The sequence below is a fragment of the Cronobacter sp. 153480017-3 genome (assembly GCF_053627815.1).
In genome coordinates, this window is the sequence record NZ_JBSEYN010000002.1 from 718,324 (window position 1) to 739,207 (window position 20,884).

At 59.3% G+C, this 20,884-nt stretch carries 18 protein-coding genes and 1 pseudogene; 12 read left to right on the plus strand and 7 right to left on the minus strand.

What is annotated here, in order from left to right; translation table 11 throughout:
- Positions 1-311: 311 nt before the first annotated feature.
- Positions 312-533: a cell surface composition regulator GlgS gene (glgS, locus tag ACUW6V_RS07800; RefSeq protein WP_007894222.1), complete on the plus strand. Its 222-nt coding sequence runs from the start codon at positions 312-314 to the stop codon at positions 531-533.
- A gap of 33 nt (positions 534-566) precedes the next feature.
- On the opposite strand, the gene ACUW6V_RS07805 is transcribed toward glgS, so the two are convergent.
- Complete coding sequence (locus ACUW6V_RS07805) at positions 567-752, minus strand: hypothetical protein (RefSeq protein WP_146204059.1); 186 nt, start codon at positions 750-752, stop codon at positions 567-569.
- Here ACUW6V_RS07805 and hydN point away from each other — a divergent pair.
- The 5 genes from hydN (at position 736) to fdhF (ACUW6V_RS07830) (ending at position 9,079) form a co-directional block, all read left to right on the plus strand.
- On the plus strand, positions 736-1,281 hold the full coding sequence (gene hydN / locus ACUW6V_RS07810) for an electron transport protein HydN (protein ID WP_007894228.1): 546 nt from the start codon (positions 736-738) through the stop codon (positions 1,279-1,281). The two genes, ACUW6V_RS07805 and hydN, sit on opposite strands and share 17 nt — an antisense overlap.
- 34 nt (positions 1,282-1,315) lie before the next feature.
- Positions 1,316-3,466: a formate dehydrogenase subunit alpha gene (gene fdhF, locus ACUW6V_RS07815; RefSeq protein WP_012124954.1), complete on the plus strand. Its 2,151-nt coding sequence runs from the start codon at positions 1,316-1,318 to the stop codon at positions 3,464-3,466.
- A 44-nt stretch (positions 3,467-3,510) separates the two neighbouring features.
- Complete coding sequence (gene hypF, locus ACUW6V_RS07820; protein WP_454038207.1) at positions 3,511-5,757, plus strand: carbamoyltransferase HypF; 2,247 nt, start codon at positions 3,511-3,513, stop codon at positions 5,755-5,757.
- A complete protein-coding gene (locus tag ACUW6V_RS07825) occupies positions 5,751-6,773 on the plus strand; it encodes a HoxN/HupN/NixA family nickel/cobalt transporter (protein ID WP_454038208.1) in 1,023 nt (340 codons plus the stop codon). Before hypF ends, ACUW6V_RS07825 begins: the two co-directional genes overlap by 7 nt.
- A 158-nt stretch (positions 6,774-6,931) precedes the next feature.
- A complete protein-coding gene (gene fdhF / locus ACUW6V_RS07830) occupies positions 6,932-9,079 on the plus strand; it encodes a formate dehydrogenase subunit alpha (protein ID WP_088277869.1) in 2,148 nt (715 codons plus the stop codon).
- Positions 9,080-9,119: 40 nt separating this feature from the next.
- On the opposite strand, the gene ACUW6V_RS07835 is transcribed toward fdhF (ACUW6V_RS07830), so the two are convergent.
- Entirely contained in the window at positions 9,120-10,031 is a 912-nt protein-coding gene (locus ACUW6V_RS07835) for a LysR family transcriptional regulator (protein ID WP_142969552.1), read from the minus strand.
- A 124-nt stretch (positions 10,032-10,155) separates the two neighbouring features.
- Between ACUW6V_RS07835 and ACUW6V_RS07840 the strand changes: the two genes are divergently transcribed.
- Both ACUW6V_RS07840 and ACUW6V_RS07845 read left to right on the plus strand, forming a co-directional pair.
- Positions 10,156-11,538, plus strand: a complete 1,383-nt coding sequence (locus ACUW6V_RS07840) for an MFS transporter (protein WP_319703917.1) — start codon at positions 10,156-10,158, stop codon at positions 11,536-11,538.
- Positions 11,539-11,652: 114 nt separating this feature from the next.
- Positions 11,653-11,871 carry a hypothetical protein gene (locus tag ACUW6V_RS07845; protein ID WP_007849565.1) on the plus strand — a complete coding sequence of 73 codons (219 nt, stop codon included), beginning with the start codon at positions 11,653-11,655 and terminating at the stop codon, positions 11,869-11,871.
- Positions 11,872-11,916: 45 nt separating this feature from the next.
- Here ACUW6V_RS07845 and iraP read toward each other — a convergent pair whose 3' ends face one another.
- Entirely contained in the window at positions 11,917-12,261 is a 345-nt protein-coding gene (gene iraP, locus ACUW6V_RS07850) for an anti-adapter protein IraP (RefSeq protein ID WP_004385463.1), read from the minus strand.
- Positions 12,262-12,583: 322 nt separating this feature from the next.
- On the opposite strand from iraP, the gene ACUW6V_RS07855 reads away from it, so the two are divergent.
- On the plus strand, positions 12,584-12,985 hold the full coding sequence (locus tag ACUW6V_RS07855) for a GFA family protein (RefSeq protein ID WP_196759506.1): 402 nt from the start codon (positions 12,584-12,586) through the stop codon (positions 12,983-12,985).
- A 169-nt stretch (positions 12,986-13,154) separates the two neighbouring features.
- On the opposite strand, the gene betA is transcribed toward ACUW6V_RS07855, so the two are convergent.
- From betA to betI, 3 genes are read right to left on the minus strand one after another with little or no spacing between them, the layout of a single operon-like run.
- Positions 13,155-14,834 carry a choline dehydrogenase gene (betA, locus tag ACUW6V_RS07860; RefSeq protein ID WP_097647896.1) on the minus strand — a complete coding sequence of 560 codons (1,680 nt, stop codon included), beginning with the start codon at positions 14,832-14,834 and terminating at the stop codon, positions 13,155-13,157.
- A gap of 27 nt (positions 14,835-14,861) precedes the next feature.
- Positions 14,862-16,334, minus strand: coding sequence for a betaine-aldehyde dehydrogenase (gene betB / locus ACUW6V_RS07865; RefSeq protein ID WP_454038209.1), 1,473 nt, complete (start codon positions 16,332-16,334; stop codon positions 14,862-14,864).
- Positions 16,334-16,942, minus strand: coding sequence for a transcriptional regulator BetI (betI, locus tag ACUW6V_RS07870; protein ID WP_004387948.1), 609 nt, complete (start codon positions 16,940-16,942; stop codon positions 16,334-16,336). Before betI ends, betB begins: the two co-directional genes overlap by 1 nt.
- Before the next feature lie 253 nt (positions 16,943-17,195).
- Here betI and ACUW6V_RS07875 point away from each other — a divergent pair, with 253 nt between their 5' ends.
- Positions 17,196-19,226 carry a choline transporter gene (locus ACUW6V_RS07875; protein ID WP_104672171.1) on the plus strand — a complete coding sequence of 677 codons (2,031 nt, stop codon included), beginning with the start codon at positions 17,196-17,198 and terminating at the stop codon, positions 19,224-19,226.
- 93 nt (positions 19,227-19,319) lie between these two features.
- On the opposite strand, the gene ACUW6V_RS07880 is transcribed toward ACUW6V_RS07875, so the two are convergent.
- Positions 19,320-19,880 carry an AAA family ATPase gene (locus tag ACUW6V_RS07880; protein ID WP_104672170.1) on the minus strand — a complete coding sequence of 187 codons (561 nt, stop codon included), beginning with the start codon at positions 19,878-19,880 and terminating at the stop codon, positions 19,320-19,322.
- A gap of 88 nt (positions 19,881-19,968) precedes the next feature.
- On the opposite strand from ACUW6V_RS07880, the gene ACUW6V_RS07885 reads away from it, so the two are divergent.
- On the plus strand, positions 19,969-20,262 hold the full coding sequence (locus tag ACUW6V_RS07885; protein ID WP_041460716.1) for a hypothetical protein: 294 nt from the start codon (positions 19,969-19,971) through the stop codon (positions 20,260-20,262).
- Between the two features lie 394 nt (positions 20,263-20,656).
- Positions 20,657-20,884 (plus strand): annotated as a pseudogene (locus ACUW6V_RS07890) (hypothetical protein); the annotation flags it as partial.

Here is a 20,884-nt window from a genome sequence, read left to right on the forward strand (position 1 = left end):
GCCCATATAAAGATGACGTTGTGGCGAACGGAACGAATTCACCGACCTGATATATTAAAAACTGGATGGCGGGTGCGCTGCGCTTACCCGCCCTACGGTGAGAATGCTTTTTTGTAGGGTGGGTAAGCATCGCGCACCCACCTTTAATTTTCCTGGACAGATCTCGCTCACGCTTCACCTCAATCCTTATAAATCAACGCCTCCCGCCATCAGGAACCTTCCGAAACCGCCTCATGCTCACCAGGAATCCTCTGAATAAAAAAAGTGCGGTGCAGCATCGTATACAGTTGATGAACTGGAGGGAGAAACTGATGAACAGACAAGATATTTATTCGTTCAAGAACTTTGATTTTCTGGCGAGCAGTTTTGCCCGTATGAACGGAGAAGGACGTCGTATCGATATCGATGCCGTCACCGGCAATATGAGCGAGGCGCAGTCCGCCTGGTTTCGTGAACGTTACAACCACTACCGTAAACAAGGGCTGCAACTGACCATCAGTGCCGCCCGTAATGAAACGAATCTGTGCGCGTAACGGCATAAAACGTACTACCGATGAAGCGGGTTATCAGACCCGCTTTTTTGTTGCCTGAAATCCGTCAATTTCATCGTCATAAATGTCGATGACACCTTCGCTCCAGCCTCCCTCGGAAATAAAATCATTTAAAATCATCATATTAAAATCTGGCACGGATCGTGTATTAGCGAGTGGGTTCAACCCACAGCCGGAGATCATGATGAACCGCTTCATCATTGCTGATTCAAGTAAATGTATAGGATGCCGCACCTGCGAGGTGGCGTGCGTGGTATCGCACCAGGAAAACCAGGACTGCGCCGCGCTCACCGCGCAAACCTTTCTGCCGCGTATTCACGTCGTCAAGGGCGTGAATGTCTCTACCGCCACCATGTGCCGCCAGTGTGAAGACGCGCCGTGCGCCAGCGTCTGCCCGAATGGCGCGATCACCCGCGACAATGATTTTGTCCACGTCCACCAGCAGCGCTGCATCGGCTGCAAAACCTGCGTCGTGGCATGTCCTTACGGCGCGATGGAAGTCGTGGTGCGCCCGGTGGTACGCAACAGCGGCGCGGGCCTCAACGTACTGGCCGAGAAAGCCGAAGCTAACAAATGCGATCTCTGCCATCACCGCGCCGAAGGCCCGGCCTGCATCGAGGCATGCCCGACTAACGCCATCGTCTGCATCGATCGCAACCGCCTGGAAGCGCTCAGCGCCGAGCGCCGCCGCCGTGCCGCGCTCGATGGCCTCTCATCCCTGGCTTTTTAAGCCACTGATTTCACTTTTAACAGGTCTGTTACTGATGAAAAAAATCACCAGCGTCTGTCCGTACTGCGGTGCGGGTTGCAAACTCAAACTCGTCGTGGATAACAACAAAATCGTTCGCGCCGAGGCCGCCGAAGGCGTCACCAACCAGAACCAGCTCTGCCTGAAAGGCTATTACGGCTGGGATTTTCTTAACGATACCCAGCTTCTGACGCCGCGTCTCACCCAACCGATGATCCGCTACCAGAAAGGCGGCGCATTCCAGGCGGTCTCCTGGGATGAGGCCATTCGCTATACCGCAGAGCGCCTCTCGGCCATCAAAAAGCAGTATGGCCCGCGCGCCATCATGACCACCGGCTCCTCCCGTGGCACCGGCAACGAAACCAACTACGTGATGCAGAAATTCGCCCGCGCAGTGCTCAACACCAATAATGTCGACTGCTGCGCGCGCGTCTGTCACGGGCCGTCGGTGGCGGGGCTGCAGCAGACGCTGGGCAACGGCGCGATGAGCAACTCCATTGGCGATATAGAAAACTCGAAATGTCTACTGGTGTTTGGCTATAACTGTGCTGATTCGCACCCGATCGTGGCGCGTCGCGTGCTGAAAGCCAAAGAAAACGGCGCGAAGGTAATTGTCTGCGACCCGCGCAAAATCGAAACCGCGCGTATCGCCGATCAGCATCTGCAAATCAATAACGGCTGCAATATGGCGCTGGTCAATGCCTTTGGCTATGTGCTGCTTGAAGAAGCGCTGTATGACAAAGAGTATGTGGCGCGCTACACCGAAGGGCTCGACGCCTACCGCGAGACCGTAAAAGATTACGCGCCGGAAGCCGTCGAGCATCTCACCGGCGTCAGCGCGCAGCAGATCCGCCAGGCGATGCGCACGTTCGCCGCCGCGCCGTCCGCCACCATTATGTGGGGCATGGGCGTCACGCAGTTCGGCCAGGCGGTGGATGTCGTTAAGGGGCTCTCAAGTCTGGCGCTGCTTACCGGTAATCTCGGGCGCGAGCATGTGGGCGTCGGTCCGGTGCGCGGTCAGAACAACGTGCAGGGCGCGTGCGATATGGGCGTACTGCCAAACCAGTTCCCTGGCTATCAGGATGTCGAAGACGCGGCGGTGCGGGAAAAATTCGCGCGCGCCTGGGGCATCGATCCGGCCGTGATGGATGACAAAATCGGCGTGCGCATCACCGAGGTGCCGCACCTGGCGCTCGAAGGCAAAGTCAAAGCCTACTACATCATGGGAGAAGATCCGCTCCAGACCGAAGCCGATCTCGGCCTGGTTCGTCAGGGCTTCGACGCGCTCGATTTTGTGGTGGTGCAGGACATCTTTATGACCAAAACCGCCGAAGTGGCGGACGTTCTGCTGCCCGCCACCTCCTGGGGCGAACATGGCGGCGTCTTTACCTGCGCCGATCGCGGTTTCCAGCGCTTTGAAGCGGCGGTTGAACCTAAATATAACGTCAAGCGCGACTGGGAAATCATCAGCCTTATCGCCACCGCGATGGGCTACCCGATGCATTACGACAACAACCAGCAGATCTGGGACGAAATGCGCGAGCTCTGCCCGCTCTTTTACGGTGTGACGTACCAGAAAATGGGCGATATGGGGCACGTGCAGTGGCCATGCCCGACGCTGGAACACCCCGGCACGCCGTACCTCTACGCCGGGAATCACTTCGATACGCCGACCGGCAAAGGCCAGCTTTTCGCGGCACCGTGGCGCGCGCCGGCGGAACAGCCGGACGCCGACTACCCGCTGGTGCTGTGTACCGTGCGCGAAGTGGGGCACTACTCCTGCCGCTCGATGACCGGCAACTGCGCGGCGCTGCAAACGCTCGCCGACGAGCCGGGCCGCGTGCAGATGCACCCGCAGGACGCGGAACGCCTCGGCGTGCGAGACGGCCAGCTGGTGTGGGTAAACTCGCGTCGCGGGCGGGTCATCAGCCGCGCTGACGTCAGCGAGCGCATCAATCCCGGCGCGGTCTACATGACCTACCAGTGGTGGATCGGCGCGTGCAACGAGCTCACCCAGGACAATCTCGACCCGGTCTCCAAAACGCCGGAAACCAAATATTGCGCGGTGAATGTCGAGGCTATCGCCGATCAGCGCGAGGCCGAAGCGTATGTCCAGACCACCTATACCAGCATGAAGGCGCGCCTGCGCGACGCCGCTGCGGTATAGCTCAGCCTGCGCGGGCCTCGTGCCCGCGCGTTTTCGACGAGACGATGAACCTTAACGGTACGATTTTACGCATTCAGGGCCGCGTGCAGGGTGTCGGTTTTCGCCCCTTCGTCTGGCAACTGGCGCAGCGGCTGGCGCTTACCGGCGACGTCTGCAACGACGGCGCGGGGGTGGAAGTGCGCCTGACCGGCGGTGAAGGGGCGTTTATCGCCGCGCTGTGGCAGCACTGCCCGCCGCTCGCGCGTATCGACAGCGTCAGCGCCGCGCCGTTTCGCTGGCCGCAACGGCCTGACGCGTTTTCCATTCGCGAGAGCGGCGGCGGGGCGATGCGCACGCAAATCACCCCGGACGCCGCCACCTGCCCGCAATGCCTGCGCGAACTCAACGATCCCGCAGACCCGCGCTGGCGCTATCCGTTTATTAACTGCACCCATTGCGGCCCGCGCTTCACCATTATCCGCGCGATGCCCTATGACCGCCCCAATACCGCGATGGCAGGCTTTCCGCTCTGCGCGCCGTGCGAGGTGCAATACCGTGACCCGGCCGACCGGCGCTTTCACGCGCAGCCCGTGGCCTGCCCGACATGTGGCCCGCAGCTGAGTTGGGTGAGCGGTGAACAGACGGCACAAAAAGAGGCGGCGCTGCAGGCCGCCATCGCTGCGCTCATTGCAGGCCAGATTGTCGCCATCAAAGGCATCGGCGGGTTTCATCTCGCCTGCGATGCGCAAAACACTGACGCCGTGGCGCGCCTGCGCGTGCGTAAACATCGCCCGGCCAAACCGCTGGCGGTGATGCTGACGGACGCCGAAGGGCTGCCTGATGATGCCCGCGCGCAATTACTCAGGCCCGCCGCCCCGATTGTGCTGGTGAATAACGCGCACCTGCCGCCGCTGTGTGAGGCCATAGCGCCTGGGCTTAACGAAACTGGCGTGATGCTGCCTGCGAACCCGCTGCAACACCTGCTGATGCAGGGCGTCGGGCGTCCGCTGGTGATGACCTCCGGCAACCGCAGCGGCGAGCCGCCCGCGCTCACCAGTGCGCAGGCGCTCTCGCAGCTTAGTGAGATTGCCGACGGCTTTTTGCTGCATAACCGCGACATCCTGCAGCGGATGGATGATTCGGTGATGCGATCCTGCGGCGAGATGCTGCGCCGGGCGCGCGGCTTTGTGCCGGACGCCATCCCGCTGCCGCCGGGCTTTGCCGATATCCCCGCCACGCTCTGCCTCGGAGCCGATCTTAAAAACACCTTTTGTCTCGCGCGTGGCGGCGAGGCGGTGCTGAGCCAGCATCTGGGCGACCTCAGCAATCCGCAGACCGAAGCACAGTGGCGCACGGCGCTGGCGCTGTTTCGCGACATTTACGATTTTCACCCGCAGCAGGTGGTGGTGGATGCGCATACGGGGTATCGCAGCAGCGCGCTCGGCGAGGCGATGGGGCTGCCGGTGAAACGCGTTCTGCATCACCATGCGCATATTGCCGCCTGCCTTGCCGAGCACCGCTGGCCGCGCGACGGCGGCCCCGTCATTGCGCTGGCGCTGGACGGCATCGGCATGGGTGAGGGCGGCGCGCTGTGGGGCGGCGAGTGTTTGCTGGTGGATTATGACCGCTGCGTACGGCTCGGCGGCCTGCCTGCGGTGGCGCTGCCGGGCGGTGACCTCGCGGCGCGTCAGCCGTGGCGTAACTGGCTCGCACAGTGGCAGGCGTTTGTGCCGCAGTGGCAAACGCTCCCGCAGGCCGCCGGGCTTCTCGTTAAACCCTGGGCACCGCTCACGCGCGCGATGGCGCGCGGCATTAATGCGCCGCTTGCGTCATCGACCGGGCGTTTATTTGACGCCGTGGCGGCGATGCTCGGCGTGGCGCCTGAGACGCAAAGCTATGAAGGCGAGGCGGCCTGCCGCCTGGAAGCGCTGGCGCAGCGTCACGGTCCGGTAGCGCATTCCGTGACGTTGTCACTTAAGGGCGATGCTTTCGACATGCCCGCCTTCTGGGCGAGTCTGCTGGCATTTGACGCACCATTGGGTGCCCGCGCCTGGGCGTTTCACGACGCACTCGCAAGCGGGCTCGCGATAATGGCGCGCCGTCACGCCAGCGCACGCGGCATCACCACCATCGCCTGTGGCGGTGGCGTGCTGCATAACCAGCTTCTGCGCGAACGGCTCGCGTTTTATCTTCACGATTTCCGGCTGCTGCTGCCGCACGCGTTGCCTGCAGGCGACGGCGCGGTGGCGTTGGGCCAGGCGGCGATTGCCGCCGCCGCGTTTTCATCACTTACAGGAACGACGTCATGCTGACTCAATTGCGTAATCTTCCACCCCGTGCGCTGGCCCTGGTGGCCGTGCTTGGTCTTGCCAACCTGGCCGCCTGGATCTGGGCGTTTTATGCGTTTCACGACACTCCCGCGCTGATGGCCGCGAGTCTGCTCGCCTGGGGCTACGGCCTGCGCCACGCGGTGGATGCAGACCATATCGCCGCCATCGATAACGTCACGCGTAAAATGATGCAGCAGGGTAAACGGCCGTGTGGCGTCGGGGCGTGGTTTTCGCTCGGCCACTCCAGCATTGTGGTGCTGGCGTCGGTCGCCATTGCCGCGACCGCCGCGGCGGTAAAAGAAGACATGGCCTGGTTTCATGAGGTGGGCGGCGTGATTGGCACCACCGTCTCGGCGGTGTTTCTGCTGGCGATGGCGCTGGTGAATCTGGTTATCCTGCGCGGTATCTGGCAGAGTTTCAGCCGCTTAAAACGTGGCGAGCCGCTGAATATGCCCGCAGATGCCGTGACCGCAGGCGGGCCGATGAACTGGCTGTTTCGCGCCACCTTCCGGCTGGTCAATAAAAGCTGGCATATGTATCTGGTCGGTTTTCTCTTCGGGCTCGGCTTTGACACCGCCACCGAGATTGGCGTGCTGGGCATCTCGGCGGCAGGCGCGTCACACGGCATGTCGGTCTGGTCGATTCTGGTCTTCCCGGCGCTCTTTACCAGCGGTATGGCACTTGTCGACACGCTCGACAATCTGGTGATGGTCGGCGCGTATGGCTGGGCTTTCAGCAAGCCGCAGCGCAAGCTCTACTACAACATGACCATTACCGGCACGTCGGTGGTGGTGGCGCTGTTTATCGGCGGGCTGGAGGCGCTGGGGCTGCTGATGGATAAATTCGGTCTTTCCGGCGGCCTCTGGCGCTGGGTGGCGAGCGTGAACGATAATCTCGGCAACGCCGGGTTTATCGTGGTTGGTTTGTTCATCGCCTGCTGGGCGCTGTCTATTCTCAACTACCGACTGAAAGGCTACGACGCGCTGCCTGCGCGCTGAGCCGCCACGCGCCTTTCGTCACGTCACTTTTGACGAAAGGCGCGCCCTCGACAGTGATTTTTCCTTTTCAACCCGCGTGCGGCGCGCTTTCCGGCAGCTGGCACGCTTTCTGCATTATCCGCTCCACTCTTTACGCAGTTAACTCTGGAGCATAACCGATGAAAAAAGTCGTTACGGTTTGCCCCTATTGCGCGTCGGGTTGCAAAATCAACCTGATCGTCGATAACGGCAAGGTCGTTAAGGCGGAAGCGGCAATGGGGAAAACCAATCAGGGCGATTTATGCCTGAAGGGCTATTACGGCTGGGATTTTATCAATGATACCCAAATCCTCACTCCGCGCCTGAAAACGCCGATGATCCGCCGTGAGCGCGGCGGCAGGCTGGAAGCGGTCTCCTGGGAGGAGGCGCTCGATTATGTGGCGCAGCGCCTTGCCGACATTAAAGCCAAATATGGCCCGGATGCCATCATGACGACCGGATCGTCACGCGGCACCGGCAACGAAACCAACTATGTGATGCAAAAATTTGCCCGCGCGGTGATCGGCACCAATAACGTCGATTGCTGCGCGCGCGTCTGACACGGCCCCTCGGTTGCAGGTCTGCACCAGTCGGTCGGTAACGGCGCCATGAGCAACTCCATCACTGGCATTGAAAATACCGATTTAGTCTTTGTATTTGGGTACAACCCGGCGGATTCGCATCCGATCGTCGCCAATCGCGTGATTAAAGCGAAGAAAAACGGGGCGAAAATTATCGTCTGCGACCCGCGGAAAATCGAAACCGCGCGGATTGCGGATAGACATCTGGCGCTGAAAAACGGCTCCAACATCGCGCTGCTGAACGCGATGGGGCACGTGATTATCGAAGAAGAGCTCTGGGATCACGCTTTTGTGTCGGCGCGTACTGAAGGCTTTGAAGAGTATCGCAAAATCGTTGAAGGCTATACGCCGGAGTCGGTGGAAACCATCACCGGCGTCAGCGCTGAGGAGATCCGTGAGGCGGCGCGGATGTACGCGCGTGCGGAACGTGCGGCGATCCTCTGGGGCATGGGCGTGACGCAGTTTTACCAGGGCGTCGAGACCGTGCGTTCACTGACCAGCCTCGCGCTGCTGACGGGAAATCTTGGCAAGCCGAGCGCGGGCGTTAACCCGGTACGCGGGCAGAATAACGTACAGGGCGCGTGCGACATGGGCGCGTTGCCGGATACCTATCCGGGCTATCAGTATGTGAAATTCCCCGAGCACCGTGAGAAGTTCGCCAAAGCCTGGGGCGTGGCGTCGCTGCCGGCGCATACCGGTTATCGCATCAGCGAGCTGCCGCACCGCGCGGCGCATGGCGAAGTGCGCGCCGCTTACATCATGGGCGAAGATCCGCTGCAAACCGATGCCGAGCTCTCGGCGGTGCGCCAGGCATTCGAGACGCTGGAGCTGGTGATTGTGCAGGACATTTTCATGACCAAAACCGCTGCAGCGGCGGACGTAATTTTGCCTTCCACCTCCTGGGGCGAGCATGAAGGGGTTTACACGGCGGCGGATCGCGGCTTTCAGCGCTTTTTTAAAGCAGTGGAGCCCAAGTGGGATCTGAAAACCGACTGGCAGATCATCAGCGAAATCGCCACCCGGATGGGCTACCCGATGCATTACGACAACACCAAACAGATCTGGGATGAGCTGCGCGCGCTGTGCCCCGATTTTTATGGCGCCACCTACGAGAAAATGGGGGAACTGGGCTACATTCAGTGGCCGTGCCGTGATGAATCCGAGGCCGATCAGGGCACCGATTACCTGTTTGAAAAGGAATTCTCCACGCCGAACGGGCTCGGGCAGTTCTTCACCTGCGACTGGGCACCGCCGCTTGACCGGATCAACGAGGAGTATCCGCTGGTGCTCTCCACGGTGCGCGAAGTGGGGCACTACTCCTGCCGTTCGATGACCGGCAACTGCGCCGCGCTGGCGGCGCTGGCGGATGAGCCGGGTTACGCGCAAATCAACAGCGCCGACGCACAGCGCCTCGGCATTAAAGACGAGGCGCTGGTGTGGGTGGTGTCGCGCAAAGGCAAAGTCATTACCCGCGCGCAGGTGAGCGACAGGCCGAACAGAGGCGCGGTCTACATGACGTACCAGTGGTGGATTGGTGCCTGTAACGAGCTGGTGGCGGAGAATCTAAGCCCGATCACAAAAACGCCGGAGTATAAGTACTGCGCCGTGCGCGTCGAGCCGATAGCGGATCAGCGAGCCGCCGAGCAGTATGTGATTGACGAGTACAACGCTCTGAAAACCCGGCTGCGGGAGTCCGCGCAGGGTTAAATAACGAATCCCCCGCAAGGGGGATTTTTTTGCCCGGCATTCAGCCTTCCGGCATCCGCGCGCGGCACTCCGCCAGGACAAACTGGCGCAGCCAGCGGTGCGCCGGATCGGCATCGAGACGCGGGTGCCACATCTGCGACACGGTAATCGGCCGGGTCGCCACAGGTAATTCAAACCACGTAAGCCCGGTATCGCCCGGCAGATTAATCAGAAACGAGGCGGGCACCAGCGCCACCAGATCGGTACCGCGCGCGACGGCGAGCGCCGCTGGGAACCCCGGCACCACCGCGGCAATATTGCGTGACAGCCCCCGTTGCGCGAGCGCGTCATCGACCGGCCCGGTCAGCACGCCGCGCCGCGACGCCGCCACATGACCCCACGCGGTGTACTCCTCAGGCGTGACGTCGCGCCCGGCGAGCGGATGGCCGCGTCTCACCACGCCCACGAAGCGGTCGCGGAACAGCCGCTGCTGTTTGATTTCCGGCCCCATCTCGCCCGGCACACCGATTTCCAGATCCGCCTCGCCTTCACGCAAGGGCCGGTCGCTTTTCACCGGCTTGGGCGCAAAACGCAGGCGTATGCCGGGCGCACATCGTGCAGCCGCCGCAATCAGCGCCGGGCCGAACGCCTCCACAAAACCGTCGTTGGCGCGCAGCGTAAACGTCTGCTGGTGACGTGTGATATCAAATTCCTGCGGCGCAGGGCGCAGCACGGCGCGCGCGGCAAAGACCGCGCCCTGGGTGCGCTCGCGCAGGGAGTCGGCGTAGGGCGTGAGCACCATCTGGCGTCCGGCGCGCACCAGTAGCGGGTCGCCGGTGGCCTCGCGCAGGCGGCTCAGCGTGCGGCTCATCGCCGACGCGCTTAAATTCAGGCGACGCGCCGCCGCCGCCACGCTTTTCTCGGCGAGCAGAACATCCAGCGCGAACAGCAAATTTAAATCCGGGTCATTCATCGTCAGGCTCCGGGTGTCATCATGACAGATGGCGTTTCATGCAGGGATAAAATGCAATCGTTGCGTCTTCCGCTATGTATCGCCGGAAAGTAGAGTGAACGCAAGCACACATTTTGGAGTGACCATGACGTTATTTACTGACCTGCCCGGCGATGAAGGGCTGCCGGGGCGCGAGCGCGCGCTGGCGATGATCGCGGTGATGACGAGTACCACGATGGCGGTTTTTGATGGCGCGATGGTGAATATCGCGCTGCCGGAAATGGCCCATGCCCTGAATGCGACGGCGGCGCAGACTGTCTGGGTGGCGAACGGTTATCTGCTCTCGGCGGCGATGACGCTCGCGATTTTCGCCGCGCTGGCCGGGCGGCTCGGCTTTCGCACGTTATTTGCCGCAGGCGTCGGGCTGTTTACGCTCGCCTCACTCGGCTGCGCGCTTTCACCGTCGCTCCCCTGGCTTGTGGCGATGCGAATTTTACAGGGCGTGGGCGGCGCGGCGACGCTCAGCATCGCGCCCGCTATTCTGCGCACCATTTTCCCGAACCGGCTGCTCGGGCGCATTCTCGGCATGAACGCGCTGCTTATCGCCACCAGCACGGCCATCGCGCCGGTGCTGGGCGGCGCGCTGCTCGCCACGCTCGGCTGGCCCTGGCTGTTCGCGATCAACATTGCACCGGGCGTGCTGGCGCTGCTGCTGACGCTGCGCACGCTACCCAATGATACACACCCGTCGCGCGGGCCGTTTGATGTGCCAGGCGCGCTGCTTTCGGCGATGATGCTCGGCGCGGCGGTGATGGCGTCAGACGCGCTGTCGCTTGAGGCGCTACTCGGCTTCGGCGCACTGGCGCTGGTGGCGGGCCTGCTGCTGGCCTGGCGTTTAAAACGCGCGCCAGCGCCGCTGCTGCCGCCGCAGCTCTTTGCCAACGCGCGGTTTTCGCTCGCGGCGCTGACCTCGCTGGCGTCGTTTGTGAGCCAGGGGATGACCTTCGTGGCGCTGCCGTTTCTGTTCCAGAGCGTCTACGGTTACAGCGCGCTCCACGCCGCGCTGCTCTTCACCGCCTGGCCTGTCGGGATCATTCTGGTGGCCCCGCACGCCGGGCGGTTGGCCGACCGCTACGCGCCGTCGGTTATCGCGACCGCGGGTCTTGCGCTTTTTGTGGCGGGCCTGGTGGCGCTGGCGTTGCTGCCTGCGCACGCCGCCGCCTGGGACATCAGCCTGCGCGGATTGCTGTGCGGCATTGGGTTCGGCTGCTTTCAGAGCCCGAATAACCGCGAGATGCTGGCGGGCGCGCCGCGTGAATACAGCGGTTACGCCTCCGGCGTGCTGGCGATTATGCGCACCTTCGGGCAATGTCTGGGCGCGGCGCTGGTGGGTGTGCTCCTCACTGTAGGGGCAACGTCTGCCAGTGGTATCGCCGAGGTCGCAGGCGTGCGTCTCGCGCTGTGGATCGCCGCTGCGACCTCGCTGCTGGCGCTGGCCTTCAGCGTCAGCCGTTTACGCAAGCGTTAAGGCCACAGGGCGGTCACCTGTGCTATTCCCGCGTTACCGGGCGGGTTATAAAATCAGGCGCGTCCGCGTAGCCTGTGTTAAGGTCGATTTTTAATCGAACCAGAGGGCTGATAAATGCCAAAGAATGTCGTGACAATTATGCCAGGCGGACAGGTTGAGCATGTGGCTGTGGATGATGAGCTGCAGGTCATGCGGATCAGCGGAGAAAAGGGCGCCACGCTTGAGCTGCCGATCGAAAGTTATAAGCTCGACGGAGAAACGTATCTGGTGGCGCGGTTTTCCGGGCTGGTGAGCGATCAGGAAACCGAAAACGCGATCCGACAGTTCTATTAATGTTGGGTTACAGGGGCACAGAGCCCCTGTAACGTTTATTCGCGGTCAGAATTGCTTATCGCTGGTGAGAGAGGATGAGAGTTTACGCAAGGCGTCGATATCCAGTTCCGGCTTCTCTTTATCCAGTACGCAGGCAATGGATAACAGCTCGTTAAACTGGTTGAGTAATATTTCAGTGTCCGATTTAAACGCGTTATCTTCTGCATCCAGCGCCGCATTGATGGCTTTTTTCACGCCCTCAATCATCTCATCCATTCCGCCGTTTTTCCCGATAGTCATTAGCATGGCGCTTAACAGCAGTGCCTGCGCTTCTACCTGAGCCGTCAGAATTTTCGCTTCCGCATCCATTTTCGAGATTTTAGCAATCATGCTGTAAATCACATTATTCATGGCACTTCCTCCTTTTGCTCGACCAGCATATCAGGGAGGCGAGCACGGGCAATGTTGTGTAGTCTTAAATCAGCGCAGCGCGCCGCAAGAATGCTGAACGCAACGGCCTGTGCCTTGCGCGCAGGTGTGGTTCAGAGAAAGTCGTTAAAAGATGTCATTAAAAGAGATAGGGTACCTATTATATATACGATAACAGGCCCGTCTGTCTGCATATTCACACGTAAAAGCGCGGGCGTAATCGCATAATCCCCACGTACCGCCTCGCGCGGGCGAGCGCCGCTGAAAATACTTTATTGGCAAGGAGATATATAGCGTGGAAAAAATGAATGGCCAGTGTCACTGCGGTACGGTGAAATTTACCGTGGAATTAACGGACGGGCTGAATACCGCCCGCCGCTGCAACTGCTCTTATTGCCGGATGCGCGGCGCTATTACGGTGTCGGCACCGCTCAATGGTATTACGGTACTGGAGGGTAAGGAAAAACTGACGGAGTATCGTTTTAATACCCGCCAGGCCGCGCACTATTTCTGTTCGGTATGCGGCATTTATACCTTTCACCAGCGACGTTCAAACCCGGATCAATATGGCGTGAATGTGGCTTGCCTTGAAGGCGTTTCGCCCTTTGATTTTCCTGAAATCAAAGTGACAGAAGGTATTCACCACCCGAACGACGGTGGGGGCGGGGTCGCCGGTTATTTACGTTACACGCCGGTTGAAAAGTGACGGCCTGCGCCTGAAGAACCGCGTTAGCAGAAACGTGACCAGATAAAGGCCCGCGCCAAAACAAGATGTGCGATCACGCCGGGGCGAGGTTATATAAACGAGATGGCGTTTGCCGCCGCGCTGGCGGGCGAAAAGCCGGTAAGCGGCGAGCTTACCGGCAAGGGAAGGGTTATGGACGCAGGGGTTCGCCACGTACCGGGCGGTCGCCCGCCACAAAATAGCGGGCGGTGCTGCGCGGCAGCGGCGTGCGGCCACGGATGTTATCCGCGATTTTCTCGCCGATCATGATGGTGGTCGCGTTCAGGTTGCCGGTGATAATCAGCGGCATGATGGACGCATCCACCACGCGCAGGCCTTCCAGCCCGTGCACGCGGCCCTCGCCATCCACAACGGCCATCTCATCGCTGCCCATTTTGCAGGTGCCGCACGGGTGATAGGCGGTCTCTGCGTGGTTACGGACAAATTCGTCAAGCTGTTCGTCAGTCTGGCAGTCGATGCCCGGGCTGATTTCACGGCCGCGGAATTTATCCAGCGCGGGCTGGTTGATTATCTGGCGCGTGATGCGAATGGCGTCGCGGAACTCCTGCCAGTCCTGCTCGTGCGACATGTAGTTAAACAGGATCGCCGGATGCTGGCGCGGGTCGCGCGATTTAATGCGCACGTGGCCGCGGCTCGGCGAGCGCATAGAGCCGACGTGACACTGGAATCCGTGCGCTTCGACGGCGTTGGAGCCGTTGTAGTTAATCGCCACCGGCAGGAAGTGGTACTGAATGTTCGGCCATGCGAACTCGTCACGGCTGCGGATAAACCCGCCGCCTTCAAAGTGGTTGCTGGCGCCGATACCGGTGCCGTTAAACAGCCACTCCGCGCCGATTTTCGGCTGGTTCCACCATTTCAGCGCCGGGTAGAGCGAAACCGGCTCTTTACATTCGTACTGCAGATACATCTCCAGGTGATCCTGCAGATTTTCGCCGACGCCCGGCAGATCATGCACCACCGGAATATCAAACTGTTTCAGCAGTTCCGCATTACCGACGCCGGAACGCTGGAGGATCTGCGGCGAGGCGATAGCGCCCGCGCAGAGCAGCACTTCGCGGCGCGCATGAACTTCCTGCGGCGCGTTGCTGGCACCGTGAAGATATGCCACACCCACCGCGCGTTTGTTCTCAAAGAGAATGCGGTCGGTTGTGGCATGGGTGATGATTTTCAGGTTCGGACGCTGTTTCGCGGTATCCAGATAGCCGCGCGCGGTGCTGGAGCGGCGGCCCTTCGGCGTGACGAAGCGATCCATCGGGCCGAAGCCTTCCTGCTGATAGCCGTTCAGATCGTCGGTACGCGGATAGCCCGCCTGCACGCCTGCTTCTATCATCGCTGCGAACAGCGGGTTGTTGCCTGGCTTGCAGGTGGTGATGCTGACCGGGCCGTCGCCGCCGTGGTAGTCGTTAGCGCCGATATCGCGCGTTTCCGACTTACGGTAGTAGGGCAGGCAGTCGAGATAGGTCCAGCGCTCAAGGCCGGGCTGCTGTGCCCAGTTGTCGAGATCCATCGCGTTGCCGCGCACATAGCACATGCCGTTAATCAGCGACGAGCCGCCGAGGCCCTTGCCGCGCCCGCACTCCATGCGACGATTATTCATGTACGGCTCAGGCTCGGTTTCATAAGCCCAGTTATAGCGTTTGCCCTGTAACGGGTATGCCAGCGCCGCCGGCATCTGGGTGCGGAAATCAAAACGATAGTCAGGACCGCCCGCCTCCAGCAGTAATACAGTGACATCGCTGTCTTCGGTCAGTCTTGTTGCCAAAACATTCCCTGCGGATCCGGCTCCGATAATGATGTAATCAAATTCCATTAGTCGTTCCTCAGGTTAAAAGGTGGATCAAAATACGGACTGAAAGCGGGTCATCTCGACCTGCACGGATTTCACCTGCGTGTAGTTTTGCAGGGTCATCAGCCCGTTTTCACGGCCAACGCCGGAGTGTTTGTAGCCGCCGACCGGCATCTCGGCTGCGGATTCGCCCCAGGTGTTGATCCAGCAGATCCCGGCTTCAATCTGGTGAATCACGCGGTGCGCGCGGTTGAGATCCCGCGTGACGACGCCTGCGGCGAGGCCGTAATCGGTGGCGTTGGCGCGCTGTATGACTTCGTCTTCGCGCTCGTAAGTCAGAATCGACATCACCGGCCCGAAGATCTCTTCGCGCACGATGGTCATGTCATCGCGGCAGTCGGTAAAGACGGTGGGCTCAACCCAGGCACCGTTATCGAACCCGTCGCCGGTCAGACGTTTACCGCCGCACAGGACGCGCGCGCCTTCACGAATGCCGGTGTCGATATAACGCATGACGTTGTCGCGGTGTGCGAAGCTCACCAGCGGGCCGAAGTTCGTGGCGGGGTCGTTCACGTCGCCCGCTTTGATACGCGCCACGCGCGCGGCGATTTTCTCTTCAAAGGCCGCCTGCCATTTCGCCGGGATAAACACGCGCGTGCCGTTGGTGCAGACCTGGCCCGAGCTGTAGAAGTTGGCCATCATGGCGATGTCGGCGGCGAGATCGAGATCCGCATCGTCAAAAATGATCAGCGGGGATTTACCACCCAGCTCCATCGTCACCTCTTTCAGCGTCGATCCCGCCGCGTTCGCCATGACTTTTTTGCCGCTGGCGACGCCGCCCGTGAACGAGACTTTATCGATGCCCGGATGTTCGGTCAGCAGTTGTCCGGTGACCGCGCCGCTGCCGTTAAGTACGTTAAAGACGCCGTCCGGCACGCCCGCTTCGGTGTAGATTTCCGCAAGCTTAAGCGCGGTGAGCGGCGTCACTTCGCTTGGCTTGAAAATCATGGCGTTACCGGCGGCAAGCGCCGGCGCGGATTTCCACAGCGCAATCTGGATCGGGTAGTTCCACGCGCCGATGCCCGCCACCACGCCGAGCGGCTCGCGGCGCGTGTAGACGAAAGCGGTGTCGCGCAGTGGGATCTGCTGTCCTTCAAGCGAGGGGATAAGCCCGGCGTAGTATTCCAGCACGTCGGCACCGGTGACGATATCCACCGCCTGGGTTTCGCTCAGCGGTTTACCGGTATCGAGCGTTTCCAGCGCGGCCAGTTCATCGTTGCGCTCGCGCAGGATATCGACCGCACGACGCAGGATGCGCGAGCGCTCCATCGCGGTCATCGCCGCCCAGATTTTCTGGCCTTTGCGGGCCGCTTCCACGGCACTATCGACATCGGCTTTGCCTGCTTCATGGACGTCGGCGAGGACTTCGCCGTTTGCCGGGTTGATGGTCTGGAAAGTGTTACCCGTGGCGGAGGGTACATATTTGCCGTCAATATAAAGCGGCTGTTCTGCGAATCGGGACATCATTCCTCCTTCTCATGGGGTGCTGCGCCAGCCAGTTGCTGGCGGATGAATTGGGTAGTGAGCGTGCGGGCTGTCTCCAGATTAAACGGCTGGCCACTTAGCGCCGCGCGCAGCCACAGGCCATCAATGAGCGAGGCCAGGCCATGCGCCGCCAGCCGCGCCTGCTCGCGCGGCAGCTCGCGGCGAAACTCGGCGGCGAGCGTCGAAAACAGGCGGCGGCTGCTGACGCGCTCAAGCCGCCCGAGCTGCGGCTGATGCATACTGCTGGCCCAGAAATCGAGCCAGGCTTTCATCGCCGCACTGTGTACCTGGGTGTCATCAAAGTTGCCTTCGACAATCGCCAGCAGGCGCGCCTCAGTACTGGCCTGCGCCAGCGGCCTCAGGCGGGCGGCGACGGCATCGCGAAGCTGGCGAGTAATGTCGCGCATGGTCGCTTCGAGCAGGCCGTTTTTGTCCTTAAAGTAGTGGCTGATAATGCCTGCCGAGACGCCCGCCCGGCGCGCGATCTGCGCGATAGTGGCGTCGTTGATCCCAACATCATTAATGGTGCTTAACGTTGCATCAATTAACTGCCTGCGCCGTATCGGCTGCATTCCTACTTTGGGCATGACCCGGACTCCGCTTCACCACGTTGTTAATATCTATTAGAACTTTTTTTGATTGGACGTTCAATATAAAAAAAGAAATTGTTAAGATGCTGTGATTGTTTTGTCGCAAAAGCGAAACGGTACGCTACGCTAAAAGGCGATTAATCACCGTCATGAATTATTGGAAAGGAGAGAAGAGACGCGCCTTAGGGGCGGAGAACAATAAACACGCTAACGCTTTCATTTTTGACAGGATATTAACCAGAGGTAACCGATGACTAATCCACCTGCCAGTGAAAAAAACAGAATTAACCCCGTGGTGTTTTACACCTCAGCCGCGCTGATTCTGACTTTTTCACTGGTCACTATCTTCTTCAGTGAGCTGTCTGCGGCCTGGATCCAGACGGCGGTCAACTGGGTCTCGGCGACGTTTGGCTGGTATTACATGCTGGCCGCCACGCTCTACATCGTTTTCGTTATTTTCATGGCCTGCTCGCGCTATGGCGATATTAAACTCGGGCCTGAGCAGTCAAAACCCGAATTCAGCCTGTTGAGCTGGTCGGCGATGCTGTTTGCCGCAGGCATCGGCATCGACCTGATGTTTTTCTCGGTGGCCGAGCCGGTCACACAGTATATGCAACCGCCGACTGGGGCAGGGGAAACCATCGAAGCCGCGCGACAGGCGATGGTCTGGACGCTGTTTCACTATGGTCTGACGGGCTGGTCGATGTACGCGCTGATGGGTATTGCGCTTGGCTACTTTAGCTATCGCTATAACCTGCCGCTGACCATTCGCTCCGCGCTGTACCCGATTTTCGGCAAGCGCATTAACGGCCCGATTGGTCACACCGTTGATATCGCGGCGGTGATCGGCACCATTTTCGGCATCGCGACGACGCTTGGCATCGGCGTGGTACAGCTTAACTACGGCCTGAAAGTGCTGTTTGATATCCCGGAAGGGCTGACGGCGCAGATGGCGCTGATTGTGCTGTCGGTGATTATCGCCACCATTTCGGTGACATCGGGCGTCGATAAAGGCATCCGTTTTCTTTCGGAGCTGAACGTTATTCTGGCGCTGGGGCTTATCCTGTTTGTGCTGTTTATGGGTAAAACGGATTTCCTGCTGAACGCGCTGGTGCTCAATATTGGCGATTACATCAACCGTTTTATGGGGATGACGCTCAATACCTTCGCTTTTGACATGCCGCGCCAGTGGATGAACAGCTGGACGCTCTTCTTCTGGGCCTGGTGGGTGGCGTGGTCGCCGTTTGTCGGGCTGTTCCTGGCGCGCATTTCGCGCGGGCGCACCATTCGTCAGTTCGTGCTCGGCACGCTGATCATTCCGTTTACCTTTACGCTGCTGTGGCTCTCGGTGTTCGGCAACGCGGCGCTGTACGAGATCATTCACGGCGACGCAGGCTTTGCGCAGGAGGTTATCGCCCATGCCGAACGCGGCTTTTACAGCCTGCTGGCAGAGTATCCGGCGTTTAAACTGAGCGCGTCGGTCGCGACCATCACCGGCATGCTGTTTTATGTGACGTCCGCCGATTCCGGCTCGTTGGTGCTTGCGAACTTCACCTCAAAGCTGAAAGACATTAACAGCGACGCTTCGAACTGGCTGCGTATTTTCTGGTCGGTCGCCATCGGCGTGCTGACGATGGGGATGCTGATGACCAACGGCATCTCGGCGCTGCAAAACACGACGGTTATCATGGGGCTGCCGTTCAGCTTCGTCATTTTCTTCATCATGGCAGGCCTCTATAAATCGCTGAAGGTGGAAGATCACCGTCGCGTCAGCGCCAGCCGCGATACGGCGCCGTATATTCCATCGGGCAATGATCGTCTGAGCTGGAAAAAACGCCTGTCACGCCTGATGAATTATCCGGGAACGCGCTATACCCAGCAGATGATGGAAACCGTGATTTACCCGGCGATGGAAGATGTGGCGAAAGAGCTGGAGCTGCGCGGTGGCCGCGTGACGCTGAGAAAAGTGGCGGCGGACGACGAGACGCCGCTGGGGTATCTGGATCTGCGCGTGCATCTCGGCGAGGAGCAGGATTTTATTTATCAGGTGTGGCCGCAGCAGTATTCAGTGCCGGGCTTTACCTACCGCGCCCGCCGCGGAAAATCGCACTATTTCCGCCTGGAAACCTTCCTGCTGGAGGGCAGCCAGGGCAATGACCTGATGGATTACAACAAAGAGCAGGTGATTATCGATATTCTCGACCAGTACGAGCGTCACCTGAACTTTATTCATCTTCATCGCGAAGCGCCAGGGAACAACCTGGTGTTCCCGGAGGTGTAAAAGGAGTGAGGCCACGCGAGTGGCCTTTTTTGATCCCGGCACGGGAGAGGCGGAATGAGAAACAGGCCAGGCCATCAGGGCAGTTTGTGTTGATTACTGGCATGGCGGAATTAACGCGGTTTGTGCCCGTATCCAGTGGGCTCGTGCCTGCGGCGTGGCGAATGGAATTTCCGCCAGTTCATAGCCGTAGCGCGTGTAGACTTGCTTCATTGCTTCCCAGGTACGTACCGCTTCTTCAAATGTCTGCCTGCGTTCGGCGTCCTGCGTGAAGATAGCTTTCCAGGGTGGCGCGATAAAAACGGTGGCGTCGTAGCGCAATCGAAGTGCGGCGTCGTGAAGCGTTTCTGGTACAGGCAACTCACACAGATTCAGGTAACCAATGATATCCGGAATGCCCCGGTCGAAGAACACCACATCATTCATCGCGTCGGCTGCATACCATGCCTGCTTTTCCCGGTTGAGCATCATCGCCGCGAATGCTTCTCTGTCGAGCCACGGCAGCGCAACGCCGCCCGCGCTTACCTGTTCCTGAATAATTGCTCTGCCGGTTTCTGGCGACGTGTTCGATCCCGCGCGGGCAAGGCTCGCCAGTAGCGTACTTTTGCCTGCGCCGGGCCCGCCGGTGATGACGATTTTACGGGTTGTTGAAATCATAATAACGGCCTCTTTGCGGTCAGAAGTCTGTTCGCACGCTATGCTTTCTGGGGCGCGCCTCGCGCGAACTTTTATGCGGAGTAAGGTGATGAAATTAATCGTGACGATGATGTTTTTCGGGAGCGCGATGTGCAGTCTCCCTGCGTTAGCCTCAAGCGATGACAGCTGGCAGGCGCTGTTCTCCGCGATGAACAAAGCTTGCGTCAGCGCGGCCGGGATAGACGAGGTGCAAGTTTCGAAACCGGTATTATTCCCGGATGAAACGGGTATGGCAGGGCTAATGATGAAAGGCAACACAGGCAAGATGAAACACAAGGTTAGCCTGATTTGTCTGTATGACAAAGCAAAAAAGAAAGCGTTTGTCAGCGAATATACGTGGTGAAAGGGAAAACGTGTCGCGGTATTAACGCCAATATTTAAATGAGTAGTGTTGTTATTTATTAATGGATAATTTCGAATTGGTGTCCTGATTATTATTAGTGCGTCAAATGTATTTTTGGGATGAATTGCCTGCGGATGAATGTTATTCCCTGATATGTATTTTTATGGTGAATTTTTTTTGAGGCTGAAATTTTTGTGGTGGATTCGCCTTTGCGCAGTGCGGATTTTTCCGTTTATTTCTTCGTGGTCCAGATTCGGATGTCATTTTCGCCTGCCGGTTTCTGTATTTGTGTATAAATACACGAAGCAGGAGTCGTTTTGTATTATATCAAAGGCTGTCTGTAAGCTTTATTGTTTTTTGAAATGCAGTGTAACAGATATAAGAGTCGGGCCTCTTGTATACGCTGGCTTCGGGCGTAACATATTTAAAGTGTTTGATTTTATCTGCCGTAAAGGATGCGGCAGAGAATGCGGCAGGGATTGTCGCTGACGCTCCCTGTTCTTTCCGTCAACGTCAAATTGCCTTAATGAAGGAACACGTCATGTCTGGTTCATTTCAGGAAGAAATTCCTAAAGCCCGTATTAACCTGAAGTTAAATCTGCACACCGGTGGCGCGCAGAAA